General features: G+C 41.8%; 11 protein-coding genes. 1 reads left to right on the top strand and 10 read right to left on the bottom strand.

Going from position 1 to position 17,757, the window contains the following annotated elements; translation table 11 throughout:
* Positions 1 to 7: 7 nt before the first annotated feature.
* The 5 genes from GJQ68_RS11890 to GJQ68_RS11870 all read right to left on the bottom strand — a co-directional run bounded on the left by GJQ68_RS11890 (position 8) and on the right by GJQ68_RS11870 (position 7,574).
* Positions 8 to 1,033 (bottom strand): FecR family protein, encoded by a 1,026-nt coding sequence (locus tag GJQ68_RS11890; RefSeq protein WP_162417510.1) that lies wholly within the window; start codon positions 1,031 to 1,033, stop codon positions 8 to 10.
* Between the two features lie 35 nt (positions 1,034 to 1,068).
* Positions 1,069 to 1,701, bottom strand: coding sequence for an RNA polymerase sigma factor (locus GJQ68_RS11885; protein WP_162417509.1), 633 nt, complete (start codon positions 1,699 to 1,701; stop codon positions 1,069 to 1,071).
* 545 nt (positions 1,702 to 2,246) lie between these two features.
* Complete coding sequence (locus GJQ68_RS11880) at positions 2,247 to 2,441, bottom strand: sulfatase-like hydrolase/transferase (RefSeq protein ID WP_162417508.1); 195 nt, start codon at positions 2,439 to 2,441, stop codon at positions 2,247 to 2,249.
* A gap of 324 nt (positions 2,442 to 2,765) precedes the next feature.
* On the bottom strand, positions 2,766 to 4,400 hold the full coding sequence (locus GJQ68_RS11875; RefSeq protein WP_162417507.1) for a RagB/SusD family nutrient uptake outer membrane protein: 1,635 nt from the start codon (positions 4,398 to 4,400) through the stop codon (positions 2,766 to 2,768).
* Between the two features lie 18 nt (positions 4,401 to 4,418).
* A complete protein-coding gene (locus tag GJQ68_RS11870) occupies positions 4,419 to 7,574 on the bottom strand; it encodes a SusC/RagA family TonB-linked outer membrane protein (RefSeq protein WP_162417506.1) in 3,156 nt (1,051 codons plus the stop codon).
* A gap of 851 nt (positions 7,575 to 8,425) precedes the next feature.
* Between GJQ68_RS11870 and GJQ68_RS11865 the strand changes: the two genes are divergently transcribed.
* Positions 8,426 to 9,580: an amidohydrolase family protein gene (locus tag GJQ68_RS11865; RefSeq protein WP_162417505.1), complete on the top strand. Its 1,155-nt coding sequence runs from the start codon at positions 8,426 to 8,428 to the stop codon at positions 9,578 to 9,580.
* Positions 9,581 to 9,688: 108 nt separating this feature from the next.
* On the opposite strand, the gene GJQ68_RS11860 is transcribed toward GJQ68_RS11865, so the two are convergent.
* The 5 genes from GJQ68_RS11860 to GJQ68_RS11840 all read right to left on the bottom strand — a co-directional run bounded on the left by GJQ68_RS11860 (position 9,689) and on the right by GJQ68_RS11840 (position 17,425).
* Positions 9,689 to 10,822, bottom strand: coding sequence for a DEAD/DEAH box helicase (locus GJQ68_RS11860; protein ID WP_162417504.1), 1,134 nt, complete (start codon positions 10,820 to 10,822; stop codon positions 9,689 to 9,691).
* A 300-nt stretch (positions 10,823 to 11,122) separates the two neighbouring features.
* Complete coding sequence (locus GJQ68_RS11855; protein ID WP_235941452.1) at positions 11,123 to 12,577, bottom strand: arylsulfatase; 1,455 nt, start codon at positions 12,575 to 12,577, stop codon at positions 11,123 to 11,125.
* A 183-nt stretch (positions 12,578 to 12,760) separates the two neighbouring features.
* A complete protein-coding gene (locus GJQ68_RS11850) occupies positions 12,761 to 14,758 on the bottom strand; it encodes a DUF5060 domain-containing protein (protein ID WP_162417502.1) in 1,998 nt (665 codons plus the stop codon).
* A gap of 235 nt (positions 14,759 to 14,993) precedes the next feature.
* The gene (locus GJQ68_RS11845; RefSeq protein WP_162417501.1) at positions 14,994 to 16,823 is read right to left on the bottom strand and encodes an arylsulfatase; all 1,830 of its coding nucleotides are present in this window, start codon (positions 16,821 to 16,823) and stop codon (positions 14,994 to 14,996) included.
* A 182-nt stretch (positions 16,824 to 17,005) separates the two neighbouring features.
* Entirely contained in the window at positions 17,006 to 17,425 is a 420-nt protein-coding gene (locus GJQ68_RS11840; protein ID WP_262888110.1) for a Uma2 family endonuclease, read from the bottom strand.
* Between the last annotated feature and the right edge of the window lie 332 nt (positions 17,426 to 17,757).

Here is a 17,757-nt window from a genome sequence, read left to right as displayed (position 1 = left end):
TGTTTTGTTATTTTGGGGTGAATAAAGTTACTTTTTTGTTCTCGATATTGAATTGCATTCCTGAAGTGATAAAGATCCCCCTCAATACGTTTTCCAGGGTCTCCTCTTTATAAATTCCAGAATACTTCCAAGTCTCGGCAACTTTCCCAGCTAAGTTCACTTCTACGCCGTACCAATTTTCGATTTTCCGCTTCACCTCCCCAAAAGTAGCCGAACGGAATACCAATATCCTATCCTTCCACCCGGTCACTTCCAGAGAATCAAAGCCTGTTTTGGAAAATTTCCCATCTTCTTTGATGGCCAGCATTTCCGAAGGGTTTAACCGAACCTGATTGCCCTTCTGGTCATTTACCTGCACTTTGCCGCTTACCAATGCTATGGAAAGGTCTTTGTTTTCCTCTTTTACATTGAATGAGGTGCCTAGTACTTTGATCTCGGTGTTTTTGGCAAAAACGCTAAACGAAGATCCGTTCCTCCTGACTTCAAAAAAAGCTTCTCCTTTCAATCGAACCCATCGGTCTCCCTGACTAAAGGCTTTGGGATACTCCATTTCACTGCCGGAATTGAGGAATACCCTGCTGCTATCTGCCAAAGTAATGACAGACCTTTTGCCAAGGGGGACACTTCTAAAAACAGTATTTTCCTCCAAAATCACGGGGATTTCAGGTTCTATTCCCACAATCATATGGAAATGGACTATCCAGCCACAAAAACCGAAAAGGAAAATAGCGGCAATATTTTTAAGGGGATAGAAGGTAAACCAAGATTTTGATTCTTTCCTACAACTTTGATTTCCTGCCTTGACAATGGTTTCAAAAACATCCACATACATTTCGTCCGAAAATTCAGGAGAATTGGCATATTTTACAGATCTTATGATGGATGCTGCTTCTAAAACCATATCTCTCTTTTCAGGATGTTGCTGTACCCACTTTTCCCAAAAATGCCGGGTGTTTTTATCCGGATTTTTCACCCATTGGATAAAAAATTCATCCGAAAGAAAATCTATCGTATCGTATTCGGTGTATTTCATTTTACTTCTAAAACCTTAAAAATAGATTTGATGAATTATTTTTTTAAGATGCATTTTAATGCAGCCAGGGCACGGTAAATGATTTTTCTTGCTGATTTTACCTCACTGAACTCCATGGTCTCAGCAATTTCCTTATAACTCATTCCCTCTTCATAAAGCAATAAAATGGCCTGCCTTTGCCTGGCTGTCAGCTCATTTAATGCGGTCTTTACTTTTTGTCTGAATTCTTCATCTTTTTCCTGATGTATCAAAACGGTCTCATGGGATAAGGTAACCGGAAAGTAGGTTTCGTTTTGATCCAAGCCATCCTTACCTAATTTCGAATCCTTTTTGAGTTTTCGGATAATTTCCCGCTGCAGGCATTTGAATAAATACCCCTTTATATTATGGACGGTGCTCAGGCTGCCCCTTTTGTCTCGCAATTGGATAAAAATATTTTGTACACAATCCTGAATCAAACCGGTATCACAGGTGATCTGGGAGCCGTATCGGAACATGCTTTTCACATGAATTCTGTAGATATAGTTAAAAGCCAATTCATTTCCCCTGTCAAAGGCAGTCCATACCTCTTCATCTGTTTTGTTCTCAAATTTGAGTATGGATTCTTTTTGGTTTTGGGTCAAAACCAAATTGGTAGGGGATAGATTTTCCTTCTTTTCGGGTTTCATTGGGTTTAATCAGTAATTGACTCGCTATTGTAAAGAGTAACATTCGACATAAAATGACCCCATAATATTGTAAAAATTTAAATATTATTAGAGAATTATAAGAGTTGTTTTAACAATTAATAGAATTTCCTACCGAATGCTATCGCAGTTGGACGCATAGATTTTGATACGGGGGATATTAAATGAATGTGTATTTGCTTTTTATGACCTCCCTGCTATTACTGTGCTCAAAAAAGTAAAAGCCCGGATAGCAGGATATTCGGGAAATTTTATCCTTTCCCTTGCAGCCTATATAAATCCTTTACCGAATTTTAGTCTTTTCCATTCGAATGTTTTTGATTCATTATCCCCTCGCTCCCATATATCAGGTTGAAAAAACCTTATGGGCTTGTCGTTTTTTCCTTTTAGCAAAAAAGCCAGGTTGGTTCCTTCATTTCTGTTTTAGAGTTCAAGGCCACATAATCTCCCACCAATTCATCAAAACGCCATCAGGGGCATTTTCATGAAAAATTTTACCAATTCCCATCGTTTGATAGCCATTTTGTCTAAAATATTCCAGAAATGGAAGGCCATAAACCGGTCATTATGGATACCCGGGAAGGCCCACAATTTGTTGCCTGGCAATGGACATTGGTGAACAGGACACCTTTTGCTGACAGACGGTTGATATTTGGGGTCTTTGCATTAGAGTGGCCATCTAAACATCCCAACCAATCATTCAGGTCGTCAATACTAATCATCAAAACATTTGGAAGAGGTCCTGGTCGTTTTTTGTTCCGATTAAATGATGATAGGAGTACCAAACCTGACAAAAGAAATAAAACTTGCAAAAGAATTTTTCATTACTAACCTTTTAATACCATTGGAAATAACCGTCAGCATCATTTTAAGCAGCAGTCTTTTCATCTGGAATAACATTCACAAATAAGACGAATAGTGATCTCTGAATTATTAACAACCAAGTACAAATAGAAATTTATTCACTTACATGAAAAAATTGCATCCGGGTAATTCCGAATGCAATTTTATGAAATCAAACTAAATTATATTTTTATGTTATCCTACTAATTATACTCTGGGTTCTGTATTAGTTCTGCTTCTGTGTTTGCATCGATTTCTGCTTGTGGGATAGGAAGTAATTCATCGCGGCCAAAAGTAAATGTAGGCCCTGATACGGGGTTATACATTTGTATTCTTTCACCCAATAGGCCGACCCTCCTAAGCGTCAGTTGGCGGGGTTCTTCAACTATCAGCTCGCGAACTCGCTCATCCAGAACATAGTGTATATCCACGTCTCCGGGATCAACTGGAGTGGCATTTGCCCGGCTCCTGACCGTATTAATATCATTCGCAGCACGGGTATTATCTCCATTTCTTAAATGTGCCTCCGCCCGTAACAGATACGTTTCTGCAAGTCTGAATATGTAAATATCGGTATAAATCCTTCCACCTGGATCATATCCCTGCGGACGACCATTAGGCATGGAAGCCTTTTTAATATAAACAAAGACATTCCTGACTTTTTGGGCTTCCGTAGGTACTATCACTTCACCAAAATGTGCAGATGCCGGATTATTGATAATAAACTCCCGTTGCATATTATGGGAAGAATTACGCATGTCATTGTTGAAATCTGATTCCCAGACAGTAGAATCCAGGAAAACTGAAGGTCTTATAAAACCAACCGGACGTCCCCAAAATTCATCCTTAAGTATTGCATCAAGACCGTCCGGCGTTCTTACCGGATCCATGAATGGTCCCCAGGCTCGTTCAGTTCGGTTGAAGCTTCCTGCTCCGCCCGGCACGTTAAATTCTACTTGAGCAGTCCAAATAACCTCCGTATTTGCAGGATTGTTTTGATTTTCGTATCTAAAAAGGTCCCAAAAAACATCACCTGGTTGATCTGAGAAGGTTCCGAATCTATCTCTCATCAGTGCATACTGACCATCATCGATTACTGCGGTAGCTGCCTGGATGGCCAAATCATAATCTCCGGTTGAGATATAGGTTTCCGACAATAAGTGATCGGCCGCTGCTTTTACAACATGTCCGTCATTTGGATTTTCAACCGGTAAATTCTGAGAAGCAAATTGTAAATCTGCAACCATGAAATCCAGGACCTGCTCCTTGGTAGCTCTTACAAAATCAAGCTTCGCCCCAGTAATTTCACCTTCAATAATCGGGACTCCTCCAAAATGATAAACCAAATACCGGTAGGCAAAAGCCCTGTAAAACCTTGCTTCGGCGATTACTTCCTCTTTATCTGTGGCTGCGCTCCAGTCGACATCTTCATTCTCAGCACGGGTAATAATAACATTTGCATCCTTAATGATTATATAAAGTAGATTCCACAAACGCGAGGGATAATTTGTCGAGGGATTGATAATCGAATAGTCGCCGAAAAAGTTCTTTTTGTCCCAATACCATCCAATATCTGTCCCATAGTTAAGACTCATTAGATCGTCCCTATCAGACCAAGCTGTGCCTGGGGCATCAGGCAGGAACAATGCCCTTGTTAAACTATAGACACCTGTTAATCCAGCCTTAAAACCTTCCGTATTTGTGAAAGTTATTTCCGGACTTAAAAAACTTCTTGGAATTTCTTCTAAGAAATCATCATCACATGATAAAGCCATTAATATAGCTGAAATGCTGAACGTTATTATCAGCCTGTCGTATATATATTTTAATATTTTCATTTCTATTAATTTTTTATATTAAAAAGAAGCATCAATACCGAAAGTAATTGTCCTCATAAGTGGAAAACCATTAATAGATGATCCATTTTCCGGATCATATCCGGTCCACTTAGTAAAGGTATAGAGGTTTTTAATGCTCGTATATAACCTGAGGTTGGAGAAACCTATTTTACTTAATAATTCATTTCCAAAGGAATAACCCAGGTTAATATCCTGTATTCTCACAAAACTTCTATCCTCCAGATAGGGATGACTTCGTACAGGAATATAATTTATTCTTGCCACTGAATTAGATGGATTATTTGGTGTCCAATAATCAATATCTACGATATTAAATCTCTCTGTCCAGGAAGAAAACTGTGCATTTGGATTATGCATGAATAGGTTATTTCCAACATAAAAATTTCTATTACCTCCACCCTGAATGGCATTGATCATCACGTAAAGGGAAAACTTTTTATATCTAACCGTATTTGATAAACTGAATGAATAATTGGGCCTGGATGTCCCTAAAATATGGCGGTCATCAGCAGTCAGTTCACCATCACCGTCATAATCTATTATTCTAAAATCACCCGGTTCATATCCGGGAGGGAGATCCCCTTCGCCTGCCTGATGGACCCCATCAATGCCGAATCCAAATATGGTCCCTAAAGGTTCTCCGATAAACCATCTATTGGCTATATCATCATCTTCAACCCCGTCACCATCTTCATCTTTTCCATATAATTTTTGAATTTCATTCCGCTGTCGATCAAAGATCAATCCCGTTTCCCAGGAAAAATTGAGTGTTTTTACGTTGACCGAATTCAAGGCAATTTCAATTCCTTTATTGCCAACCTGGCCAATATTACTCAATATCGACCCCTGACCCGATGTTCTAGGAATTGCTCTGTTAAGCAATAGATCACTTGTGGTAGATGTGTAATAGTCAATGGTTCCAGACAACCTGCCGCCTAGAACACCAAATTCTAGCCCGAAATTATATACTTCAGTAGTTTCCCAACCTAATTCATTGTTAGCTAAGGAGTTTACAAAAACACCGTTGGCTATTCCGCTTCCATCACCATATACGGCATTCCGACTTGCCAGCCTGGCCAGGGTTTGATACCTTGAAATAGCCTGGTTACCATTTTCACCATAAGAAGCTCTCAATTTCAAACGATCAAATAGGGAAACACTGTTCATAAACGATTCGTTAGAAATAACCCATCCCAAACCAAGTGCTTTGAAAGTTGCGTATTTGTTTCCTTCTGCAAATACAGAGGAGCCGTCTCTTCTTAATGTGGCAGTCACGGAATATTTTTCATCAAATGAGTAATTCAGGCGACCCATTATACCAACGTTATTTTGGTCACTAAAACCACTTGAATTTGACTGAACAGCTCCTAATCCCAAATTGTAATAGCCAAGATTTTGGTTGAAAAAATCTCTGGATTCAGCCCTGAAATTAGATGTTTTCCGATACTCCCGGCTATATAGAAAAGTGGCATCAATCCCATGTCGATTTTTAATCACCTTCCTGTAGTTGAGTATATTATCATATATACTGTAGAAGTTATTGAAAGACTGTTGAAATGCAACTCCATTAGCTTGTTGTGCAATCCTATTATCCGAAAAACGATTAAGCTGTCTGTCCCCTTTGTTTAAAGAATAATTAGACGTCCAAACAAGACCGGGAATAAATGGAACCTCCAGTTCGCTGGAAATCATTCCCCATAGATCATTTCTCCTGTCTGAATGATCAATCAATGTGCTGTAATAGGGATTGGCAAAAAAGGGATCATCCATTGGAAATTGACGGTAGCTACCGTCATCATTTCTCAAACTACTATAGGGGCTAAGTCCATAATATAAGTCCACCGGAACTCCTGAATAATCCAGATTAGAAAACGACGATTGTAAACTCACCTTAAACCAATCAGTAATTTTATTGGATAAATTTACACGAACAGTTTTCCTTTCAAAATTGTCATTTTCGACAATACCACTTTCATCGAATATTGTTCCCGAAATAAAATATTTCGTAACGTCATTTCCTCCAGAAATACTCAGGTTGTAGTTTTGAGTAGTAGATGGATTTACCAATTGTTCGTACCAGTCTATGGTTCTTCCAGCCTGGTAATTTTCCGCTTCGATTGGGTTTAAATAATCGGTCACATTATCAGGAATAGCTTCCTGTCCAATTGCCTCCCTGAAGTCAAGAACCTTTTGAATGTAACCCGGTCCGTCGAGTACATCTATCAATTTTACGGGGTTGGAGATACCATAATTCGCCCTAAAATTGAAGGTCGGTTTGCCCGTTTTTCCTTTTTTAGTGGTAAGGATAATCACTCCGTTTGCGGACCTGGAACCATAGACGGCCGCGGCACTTGCATCTTTCAGTATATCAACCGTTTCAATGTCATTGGGGTTAATGTTATTCATAGATCCATTATAAATTACACCATCCAGCACGATCAATGGCTGATTACCTGCAGTAATCGAGTTTGTACCACGAACCCTAAAGGAGGGTTCTTCTCCGGGTCGATCTGGTGTGGCTATGGTCATTCCCGCTACACTACCTTTTAAAGACTGGAGAATATTGGTATTCAATAAATCTTGGGTCTTCTCAGTGTTCATCCTGGCAACTGAACCTGTCACATCTGACCTTTTTTGCGTACCATATCCTACCACGACCATTTCCTCAAGCGAAGTGACATCAGGTACAAGGCTTACTTCGAGTTCGCTTTCATTAGTGACCTCCACTTCATAGGAAACAAATCCAACAAATGAAATAATGAGAGACGCATTGTCCTGAACAGTCAACGAAAAATTTCCATCAACGTCCGTTACTGTAACATTTGTTGTCCCTTTTTCCTGCACCGTTGCCCCGGGCAAGGGGTCCCCATTTTCATCTGTAACGGTTCCGGAAATTTGAATGGCAACACTTAAAGTATTCAGGTTCTCTCCAGAATCTTCATTCCTCAAATCCAGGTTGGTAGTATTGGAGGCGACATTGCTTTCTGAAATAGGGTGAATTTCTTGACCTGATGATCCTGCAGTAGCAATTTGAATGGTAAGAAGGAGAAATATACCAAGCCCATAAATAACTTTGCTAAATGGAATGCCTATTTGCCGAATTTTTCTTCGGTAGAAATAGTATTCAGGTTTTTTGGGATAAAATTTTTTCATCTGAGAAGGTTTAAATGTTAAAAAATAAATTTAGCCGCATATTTCAGGCTAAGTATCCAAAATCTTACCCATCCTGTGTAATATGTTAACCCAAACATGACAAAAAGTTTAAATTTTCACCCAAAAAAGCAGTAGTTAAAGCAATTAAAAGGGTTGAATAAGGAATTTTATACCTACTTAAAATATGGCTGCATTGCCTCAAAACCTAGAGTGTATGAATAAAAAACAAAAGAGTCTCTCCATATTTGAATGTCATCGTATGTTGCCTTCCAAAAGGTCATGCTTCAAATAGTTGGGGGGAACTGAGGTATAAGAGAATGGATGCTCATTTCCCCAAAATGATATGTGAAAAATCAGGAAAAAGAATGATAAATTTAAGCAGATGCATCAGGTGATTATGATGGTTAAAGCCTGATGGAGAAACACCCTTCATTCGGTTAAGAACCTTCAACCCTACATCTACGAGTATACCTACAGGTACAATCCTCATAAATTGAAGCAAAGGATTTTTGAAAATCTAAAGTGGCAAAGCAATCTTATCCGTACAAAGCGCTAATTTGATAACCGCATAGGAATACATTTCTACCTGGCGGTTAAGGAAAGGTCAAAACCCTACTCAATATCCCCAAAGAACTCCTCCCATCGATCTGGTTATTTTCCACCCATGTTAAGCTTGCCAAATCAATTAAGGTAGGGCAAACGCTGCAATCCCCTTATAAATGAGTGATAGTCCTTTTTTTTAACCCATAAATTCTCTAAAATTATACCAAACCAGGGGTAAACCTCCCCGTCCAATCCTACAGGTAACGGATAAGAATCGGAAAATTTCTTAACACACTCCTTCGAAAACCATGAATAAAAAGACCAGAATATCCAATTTGTTTGTATTTTCCCTATGCCTTGTCTCGCTTTTTACCTTCGGTCAAACGACCCCTACACCGAAAAAAAACAACTCATCGGCCGAAGACATTTACTATACGCTCGCAGATTTTGGTCGCGTAGAAAAAATCGATGCCCATGTACATCTAAGAACGGATTTCGATACCGTTTTCATACGTCAGGCAGCCCGGGATAAGTTTAGATTGCTGAACGTAAGTGTGTATACTTCTCCAAACCTGACACCGGAAGCGCAAGAAAATTTTTCGTTGAAACTCATCGGCGAATTTCCGAATATCGTTACCTATGGCACCACCTTTTCCCTGGAAGGATTTAACAACAGCAATTGGGAAAGTAAAACCCTGGACTATTTGGAAAAATCCATTGCCAGGGGGGCTATAGCGGTAAAAGTTTGGAAAAATATTGGCATGGAGTTGAAAAATGAAAGGGACGAGTTGGCAATGATTACCGATCCTGCCTTCGATTCCATCCTGCAGTTGTTGGTGGAAAAAGACATTACCTTGCTAGGTCATCTTGGGGAACCGAAAAACACCTGGCTGCCGCTGGAGGAAATGACGGTACAGGGGGACAGGGATTATTTTCGGGAAAACCCCCGATACCACATGCATCAATTCCCGGATTTACCCTCGTATGAGGAGCAGGTTGCTGCCCGGGATCAACTGCTAGCCAATAATCCTGACTTGCGATTTGTTGGGGCTCATTTGGGAAGCCTGGAATACGATGTCAATGAACTGGCAAAAAGACTGGATTCCTTTCCCAACATGGCAGTGGATATGGCAGAAAGGATCTCCCACCTGCAACACCAGGCCGTCACCAATTGGGAAGGGGTGCGCGACTTCATCATTACCTACCAGGACCGACTCCTCTATGGAACGGATTTGCGCGCCGGAGCATCGGACATACAGGCAAAGGGATTGACGGAACCGGAAGAAATTTCGGAACATGCCCATCAGGTTTGGTTAAGGCATTGGCAATTTTTTACCGGGGACCAAGAAATGCAGGTACCAAAAGTCACCGGTACCTTCAACGGATTGAAATTGCCCAAGACGGTGGTGGATAAGATCTACCGGACCAATGCTGAAAAATGGTATCCGGGGCTCCGCCGCTAGTTCCGAAAAATTTCGATCAAATCCATAGAAAACGGCTTGATCCGGGTAATCTACGGATAAAAATAGCAACAAATGCACCTATCGCTTTAAATGGCCTCATCAGAACGATCAAAAGCCCAGGTTTTTTGGATCAATCAATTCTACCCTTCTTTTCATTTTTTTCTGAATGACCTTGAAATGATGTTTATCCTCTTCCGAAATCAAGGAAATGGCCTCTCCTTCCGACCCGGCCCTGCCCGTCCGACCGATGCGATGAATGTAATCCTTTGGGGAGCGCGGCAATTCGTAATTGACCACATGGGGTAAAAACTGGATATCGATGCCCCGGGAGGCGAGATCGGTGGCCACCAAAACCCGTAAGTTTCCCTGTTTAAAATTCCGAAGCGATTCTGTCCGGGCAGCCTGACTTTTATCCCCATGAAAGGACTGGGCTTGTATTCCGTGTTTTTTTAATTTGGCGGCGAGGTTATCTGCCGCCCGTTTGGAACTGGCAAAAACCAACACCTGAGTCCAGTTTCCCTCGCTGATCAGAAACCTCAATAAAGGCCCCTTGTTTTCGGGAGTTACCAAATAGGCCGATTGCTTTATTTGGGAAGGGGTGACTATATCCTGCGCTATTTCTATTCTTACCGGTTGGTGAAGCAATTTGGCCGATAAGCCTGCCACTGGCTCGTCCATAGTAGCAGAAAAAAGGATATTCTGACGTTTTTTAGGCAATCGGGATAGGATTTCATCCACTTCTTCCTTGAATCCAAGGTTGAGCATTTTATCGGCCTCGTCAAGGATCAGCGTTACCAAGGCGGAAAACTCCACTGCATTTTTTGAAATTAAATCCAGTAATCGGCCAGGGGTTGCTATCAGGATTTCGGTACCATACAGGTTTACCATTTGGGGATTGATGGAAACCCCTCCATAAACCGCCATGGATTTCACTTTTCTGGGCAAAAATTCACTAAAAATACTTACCGTTTCTTCTACCTGAGTGGCAAGTTCCCGAGTAGGAACAAGCACCAGCACCGGCATGGATCTGCTTTTTACAGAGGGTTTACCCTGAAACATTTCCAAAACAGGCAACACATAAGCTGCTGTTTTTCCAGATCCCGTTGGAGCCAAACCCCAAATATCTTTCTTTTTTAAAATAGCCGGTATCGCTTTGATCTGAATGGGGGAGGGATTTTCGTATTTTGCTTTGCTTATTGCTTCCAGCAGCGGAGCCGAAAGGCCGAGATTAGAAAAACTCATTCGTACATTTTTGGCCAAAGATAGGTTTTTTTCATCATTAACCAGTGGGTTGCTGGATCTGAGGAATGGTATCCAGTTCCTTATTGAGAAAAACAAAAACCGAAAATCAAACGAATGCTTTTAAGATAACAGAAGTCCATCCCTAAACTCAATTGCATTGGTAAATTGCGCCCCCTCATTGGCAATGGGGTCAATGTTCAGGGTATGGATCAATTGGGTCACGAATAGCAGGGTACTCAAATCTTTTAACTAAATTCTGATGGTTTGTTCAAGAGAATTAGCCCAACCCACCATCTCCGATCATTTATCAGTTGTTTTTGATCGTTGTGTATATTCTTCAATCAAGGAATTGCCGATACCTTCCTTTTCGTCCATCAGATTGGTTGTTTCTGTCATATCATCGGCCATATTATAGAGTTCCCACGACTCACCATTTTTCCTGACAATTTTCCAATCCCCCTTTCTGAACATTCGGAATTTTTCACCGAATCCAGAGATAAAAAATTCTGGTTCCTTTCGTTCTTTTCCTTCAAACAATGGCAAAAGTGAGGTACCATCCAACGGGGGGACCTTGGTTTCCTCTTCCCATTCCGGATATTCTCCCCCGGTTACTTCCAATAGGGTTGGAAATATATCCACCAGATGGCCAGGCTGGCTGATAAAGCTCCCTGCATTTTTGATCACATTTGGCCATCGGGCGATAAAATGGGTATGTGTGCCACCTTCATGACCAAATTGCTTGAAATACCTAAAAGGTGTATTGCTTAGATTAGACCAGGCAGCAGTTTGTGTCCGGTAGGAATCAGCCCCTCCAGGAGGACTATCGAAGTCCCGATTGCTGTCATAGGGACAGGCTCCATTATCAGAAAGGTAGAGGACCAATGTATTTTCGGTCAGGTTTTCTTCATCCAAGGTATCCAATAGTCTTCCTATGTTGAGGTCCAAGCGGTGGATCATCGCTGCATAAACGGACATTTCCAAATCTAGTGCGTCCTTTTCTTCTTCAGTAAGGTCGGACCAGGGCCTGTATTTTGGGATCAAAGCCCTGATTTCCTCGTCTCCTTTTGGGTGTCCGCGAAATTGATTGATGTTGGAGGTGGGTTTGCTTAGTTCATGATTTTTGTCCAGTACGCCCATCTCCATCATCCTTTCATACCTTTGCTGCCGAAGTACGTCCCATCCGACTTTATATTTCCCTCTAAAGCGGGCTATGTCCTCCGGTCTTGCCTGAAGCGGGTAATGTGGGGCATGGTAGGGCATAAATAAAAAAAAGGGTTCTTTGTCCTTATTGGCTTTCTTGATGTATTTCACGGCATAATCTGTGAATACATCCGTTTTATAAAATGGCTTCTGTTCAAATTCCAAATCTTTAACTTCTACCCTTTCACCATTTAAATAAAATGGTCGTGAAAACTTACCATCCGGTGGAACAAAGTATTCCGTGGTGGCCCAAAAGGTTAAGGATTGGTCCATGTTATTTTTGGCATAACACCTTTCAGGCACCCATTCCTGGAAGTGTTCCTTACCAAACTGGTAGGTTTGGTACCCTTCATTGCGGATCAGCCCCACCATGCTTTGAGCAGCAGTGCTTTCATTATACAGGCCCGTAAGCATGACGGACCTGGATACCTCACATTTTGCCATATTGTAAAACTGCCTAAAACGTAGCCCTTCCGCTGCCAGCCGATCGATGTTAGGGGTGGGAATCTCTCCCCCATAACTTGAAATGTCCGAAAACCCAATATCATCCGCCATGATAAGAACGATGTTTGGTGGAGGTTGGACAGGGCCGGACTCCGCTTTTGGTACTAATGGCAAATTGAAAAGCAGGGAAATATATGGGATCAAATAAAATAAATGCATCAGCTTATTTTGTTTAGGAGAACCAATTGAAGTTAATCTTGTAGAAACCTAAAGACTTTTTCTTTTTTCCAGAAATTATTCCACCGCAATATAAACCAGCCAATCTTCCTCGGGATCTTGGGGTGGCATACCCAATTCGGTTATATCCCCACCTTCAATCTTCGTGATAGAGCCATCCATTAATTCTCCTCCTTCCCGTGGGTTAAACCATTTTACAAAAAATGAACCCTCAATATCTCTAAGGTCCAATTTTGAAGTTTGGACATCTGAGAGATAAACCAGGTATTGCTTCCCATCAAGGGCAAGACAATATTTGTCATTTCCATCGTCCTCGTTAAAAATCAGGGCATTTCGGTTGGTCATGTTCCAAAATGGGATTTCATGGTCCATAAAAAACGCATGGGCAATCCTACAATATTCCCAGGATTGATCCCGGCTGCGATAATTTTCGCTTTGCATATCGCTATCCGGATGGCGGTTGCCAAAATAATATTCCACGCCAGCTCCACCAGCCATGATATTTCCCCACAAGGTCCTTTTTCTTATATCGTGGATGTCATAATCCAGGGGCTCATAATTGCCAAAATCCGGATCAGGAGGTACGCCTGTTCCGGCAGGATTTTGCTCATCATTGGCCACTACCCAGGGCTTGCCGGCTGTATTTGATGCCCTTACCCATTGGAGGGTCCTGTGGTGGACGGCATCCCATGAATTTTGCAAAGATACCCCGGATAAATGGGAATTATCTCCTAATAAGGGCATATACACATCATCCTGCTGTTGCGGATAGGTATGCACCACCACATTGTGCCTATAAGGATCGTTTTCATAAAAGAATTTTGTTATTTCCTTTAGCTGCTCCGTAGTCTGCGAATTTTCCTCTCCCAGGTTCCAGTTCAAAGCCAGGCTGTATCCATACCGGGCGATCAATTCCCTATAATACAACCGCCTTTGCGGCCCCAGATCCCCTCCGTCAAGGGACTCAATGATCACCGAAGATCCCCTGGCTTCATTGGTGGCCGGATAGTTGTTGTCATCATTTTCAGTTTCTTGTGTTTTAAAGTGCAAGTGTAACCCCTGGGTCTGGGCGTGGTCAAAAACCATTTGCCACTGGTCCAATTTTGAGCAATCATATTTGTACTTTTCATTTCTTTCAATAAATGGCCAAACGTTTTCTCCATCCCCACCTGCATTGTAAGTCAGGAAGGAAAAGGTATTCATATCTTTTGATGCCAAATAATTGATGGCCCCTATCAACCCTTTGCCCTTATCTTCCTGCCAGGTGGGATCACCTTCCTGCCAGTCCCCTAAATGATCCCTGAAATGTTTGATCGGTACCGTCGTTTTCCATATTTGGGTGTGTACATTATAGGTGCCGTCAAAATCTGCATAGGCAAGTAAGGTTTCCGGAGCATCCGGGCCCACTTTTAAAAAATATTCATTGTTGCCTTTAAATTTAAGGAAATGTTCTCCCACATATTCCAGCCTTCCCTTGGCCCTAAAATCCTTGCCTTCCTTATCTGTCGGACTGATGGTGAAATCGCCTTCTGCCCCATCATATGGTGCCAGGGGTTTGGACCAGGGTTGATCCGATACGGCTGCCAACTCCCCTTTCAAAAACGAAACTTCATAATGCCATTCACCTGATTTATCGGGAGACAGGTGCGCCCGCCACTTGATACCGTTATCGGCACCTGTTTCTGCCGCATTACCATCAGCCGCAAAATACCCGGGCACGACATATTCCGGCTCCCCGGATTCATGGACAAACCGCACCGACATGCGGTAATCCGTAAAAGGATTGGGTTCCTTGTCCAATTCATGTGCAAAGGGGCCATCCATGGTCAGGGTAACCTTATGCCATTCCTTCAGTTCCCCTGAGACATCCACTTTCCCATTCCCATCGGCTTTCCGTTGGTTGGGATCCGTGAAGGAAAGTAAAGGGAATGCATAAGGGGTAACAGATTGATAATTCTTTTCCGGCTCCTGGGATTGTTCTTGGGCATTAAGGGTGGTATGGTTTACAAAAAGAAAAAGTAATAGGGTGGTTATCTGGCTGGGTTTGATTTTCATAGGAGTATTTTTAATCCTTTATTTTTGATACGTTCTCATTTAAATAGATGGGAAACGTCAATATGAAATTAAAATAAAAACTAATCGTTACAATATCAAAGATTTAATTAAAAACCGTATAAATAAAACCAAAACCGGGTCCGGTTTACTTCCATGTAACCCCTGTGAAAGCCAACTGGTTTGGGCAAGAAGCTTGCTGGAATCTATACCAATACCATTCATTTCATTTCAAATCCTAGTCATTGATTTTTTCAATATAGACATAATAGGAAGGATACATGCGCCCTTCGTCATCCCGTAAAATGGCGGTCATGTCATATTTCCCTGCAGCAATAAATTCCTCAAAATCTACCTCCGCTTCATTATTCATCACCGGCTTGGTTGCACTGATATCTGCTAAATAAAGCGTAGCTTCTTTTATATTTATCTGATTATTGCTGTTGGGCATGGGTGCGCTAATTTCAATGCTGCCTTCTTTTGCCGGGACCTTTTGGTTGAAGGAAAGCCCACTTTCCCGGGGATATCGCCGAAGGCTAATCCTATACCTACCTTCATGGGCTATTTCCACTTTTAGGATACCTTTACCTCCTACCGCCTCTAACGCTCCGTGCTGATGCCAGGCATTTTTGTAAGGATATATATGCATGTCATGAGCACTAATACGAACAGGATTTTCATAGGGGGTACCTGCCTTGATATACGCATAACGTTCATTGACTTTTTGCTCCATCAATAAGGCCCACCATTTGTTATAACTTTCCTTTAGCCGGGCCACTACTTCCGGATGCCGGGCTGCCACATCCTTTGTCTGACCGGGATCCTCATGGATGTTGTAAAGCTCCTGACCATTTATTAATCTCCAAGTATCATCCATGACCGCCGACTTCCGCCATTTGACAAGATTCAGCGTTCGCTGCGAATCTACAATCAATGTTCGGGCCTCCCATACGTCGGTTTCCTCACGTAACAGCGGCGCAAAACTTCTCCCATCGATCTGGTTATTTTCCACCCATGTTAAGCCTGCCAAATCAACTAAGGTAGGGAGAAGGTCGATATGAGCGAGTAGCTGATTAATCTCTTTATTTCCATCTATACGACCTCCAGGCCAGCGAATGGCAAACGGAACACGATGCCCACCCTCATATTCACTACCCTTGGTACCTTTAAGCCCTGCATTATATCCATATATTTGCCCATCTCTTTCAGTATAGCCCGCTGCTGTACCATTGTCGGTCATAAATACAACGATCGTATTATCTGCCAGTCCGAGTTTTTGTAACCGGTCTTTCAGGCGCTTCAGGTTTCGGTCAATATTAGTAATCATTCCATAAAACCGTTTCTGTCGCTCCAGCAAACCCTCTTCATCTTTGTAACGATTGTAGTCTTCCTCAGGTACATGAAAGGGGCCATGAGGTGCATTGGTGGAGATGTAGGCAAAAAACGGTTTCTCCTGATTCGCCTCTATAAACTTCATGCCTTCCGTAAAAAATACATCTGTGCAGTATCCTTCATATTCCTGCGGTTCTCCATTGTGCCAATAGGTGTCATTAAAGTAATCATTACCCCAAAAGTCAGGACCTTGAGTGATGCCCCCTCCACCATGCCTGACCACTTCCTGAAACCCCCGGTCTTCTGGCCGAAAAGGATAATTATCCCCCAGGTGCCATTTACCGAACATGCCCGTGGCGTAGCCGTTTTCTGCAAAAATTTGGGGAAGTATCTTTTCATCCTCAAAAAGTAAGCTGCGTCCTGCAATGGTATGCCAGGTCCCTACCCGGTTTGTATATCGCCCTGTCATTAAGGCCCCCCTTGATGGAGAACAGGTAGGTGATACATGAAAATTTGTTGCCCGAACCGACTCACGGAAAAATTGATCCATCGCAGGTGTTTTAATGATTTCGTTACCATGGTATCCCAAGTCACCATATCCCTGATCATCCGTAATAATCACGATGACATTGAGTTTTTGAGCTGCTTGGGAGAGATGACTGTTTCCGCTTAAAACTACCGTAGCGCTAAGCAACAGGATTAGGGGTATAGCGGGTATGGAAAGTCTTAATTTCATTTGTTAGCTTTTCTTGTTAGTTACTTTTTATATGGATCTCCTGTTGGTTAGATGATCTTAGCAAGGTTGTTTTTCCTGCACATAAAAAACCTCCAATTAAAATGTGCTCAACCTTCTTTCCCATATTATTACGATTTGCTTTGTAAACAAAAGTTGGTAAATAAAAACCCCACCCACCTGATTTAAAGATAATCAGTTTTCTTTATTGATTTAAATTTACCAAACAAAACATTTCCCGGAATGAATTTTCCCCTGGTAAGAATATAGATCAGCAAATCCTGGGTTTCTGCATGGATGATCCAATATTCCCAGACCCCATTTGATTCATAAAGTTCAAACTTATGCTTCAATTCGGTTTTACTATTACCAGGAGATAGGATCTCCACGATCAGGCCAGACGCTCCGATGCAGCCCCGATCGTCCAGTTTATCCGGATCGCAAATCACGCAACTATCCGGCTGTACCTCATCCTGAATTTCATCATCTTCGTTGGAATTTTTAGGAAACCGTAGGTCAAAGGGTGCGGAATAAATCTGACATGTTTCACCTCTCAAAAAATTGCCCAACCGGAGAAAAAGTGCTCCCGAAATTTTCTGGTGAATCCTTCCCGGAGCAGCGGCCGCTTTTTAAAAAATTTTCCCACTGATCAGCTCCACTACTTCCTCCACCTGCCAGGTCAGGTAGTCGGCATAGGAATGCTGGGTGCATTCCAAATCCGGTTCGTTGACGGTGTCGGTTTTTTTTGGACTTCATGATTGAATATATTGAAAATAACTAAACACTGACACGTTTATTAACTATCCCTTTGATAGTTGGGGAACACTATGTTTCCGCCCATATTTCAAAGCCTTTATTCGCCATTCCCCTTCAAAATTTCTCAAATAATCCAGGCTTTTTTGTATCTTTAAGAAGTTGTATTTGATTTGTAACTGAC

It is taken from the genome of Cyclobacterium roseum, assembly GCF_010119225.1.
Classification (GTDB): domain Bacteria; phylum Bacteroidota; class Bacteroidia; order Cytophagales; family Cyclobacteriaceae; genus Cyclobacterium; species Cyclobacterium roseum.
Note: the sequence above shows the minus strand (reverse complement) of the source record. Positions and strands in the feature narration are given on the sequence as shown.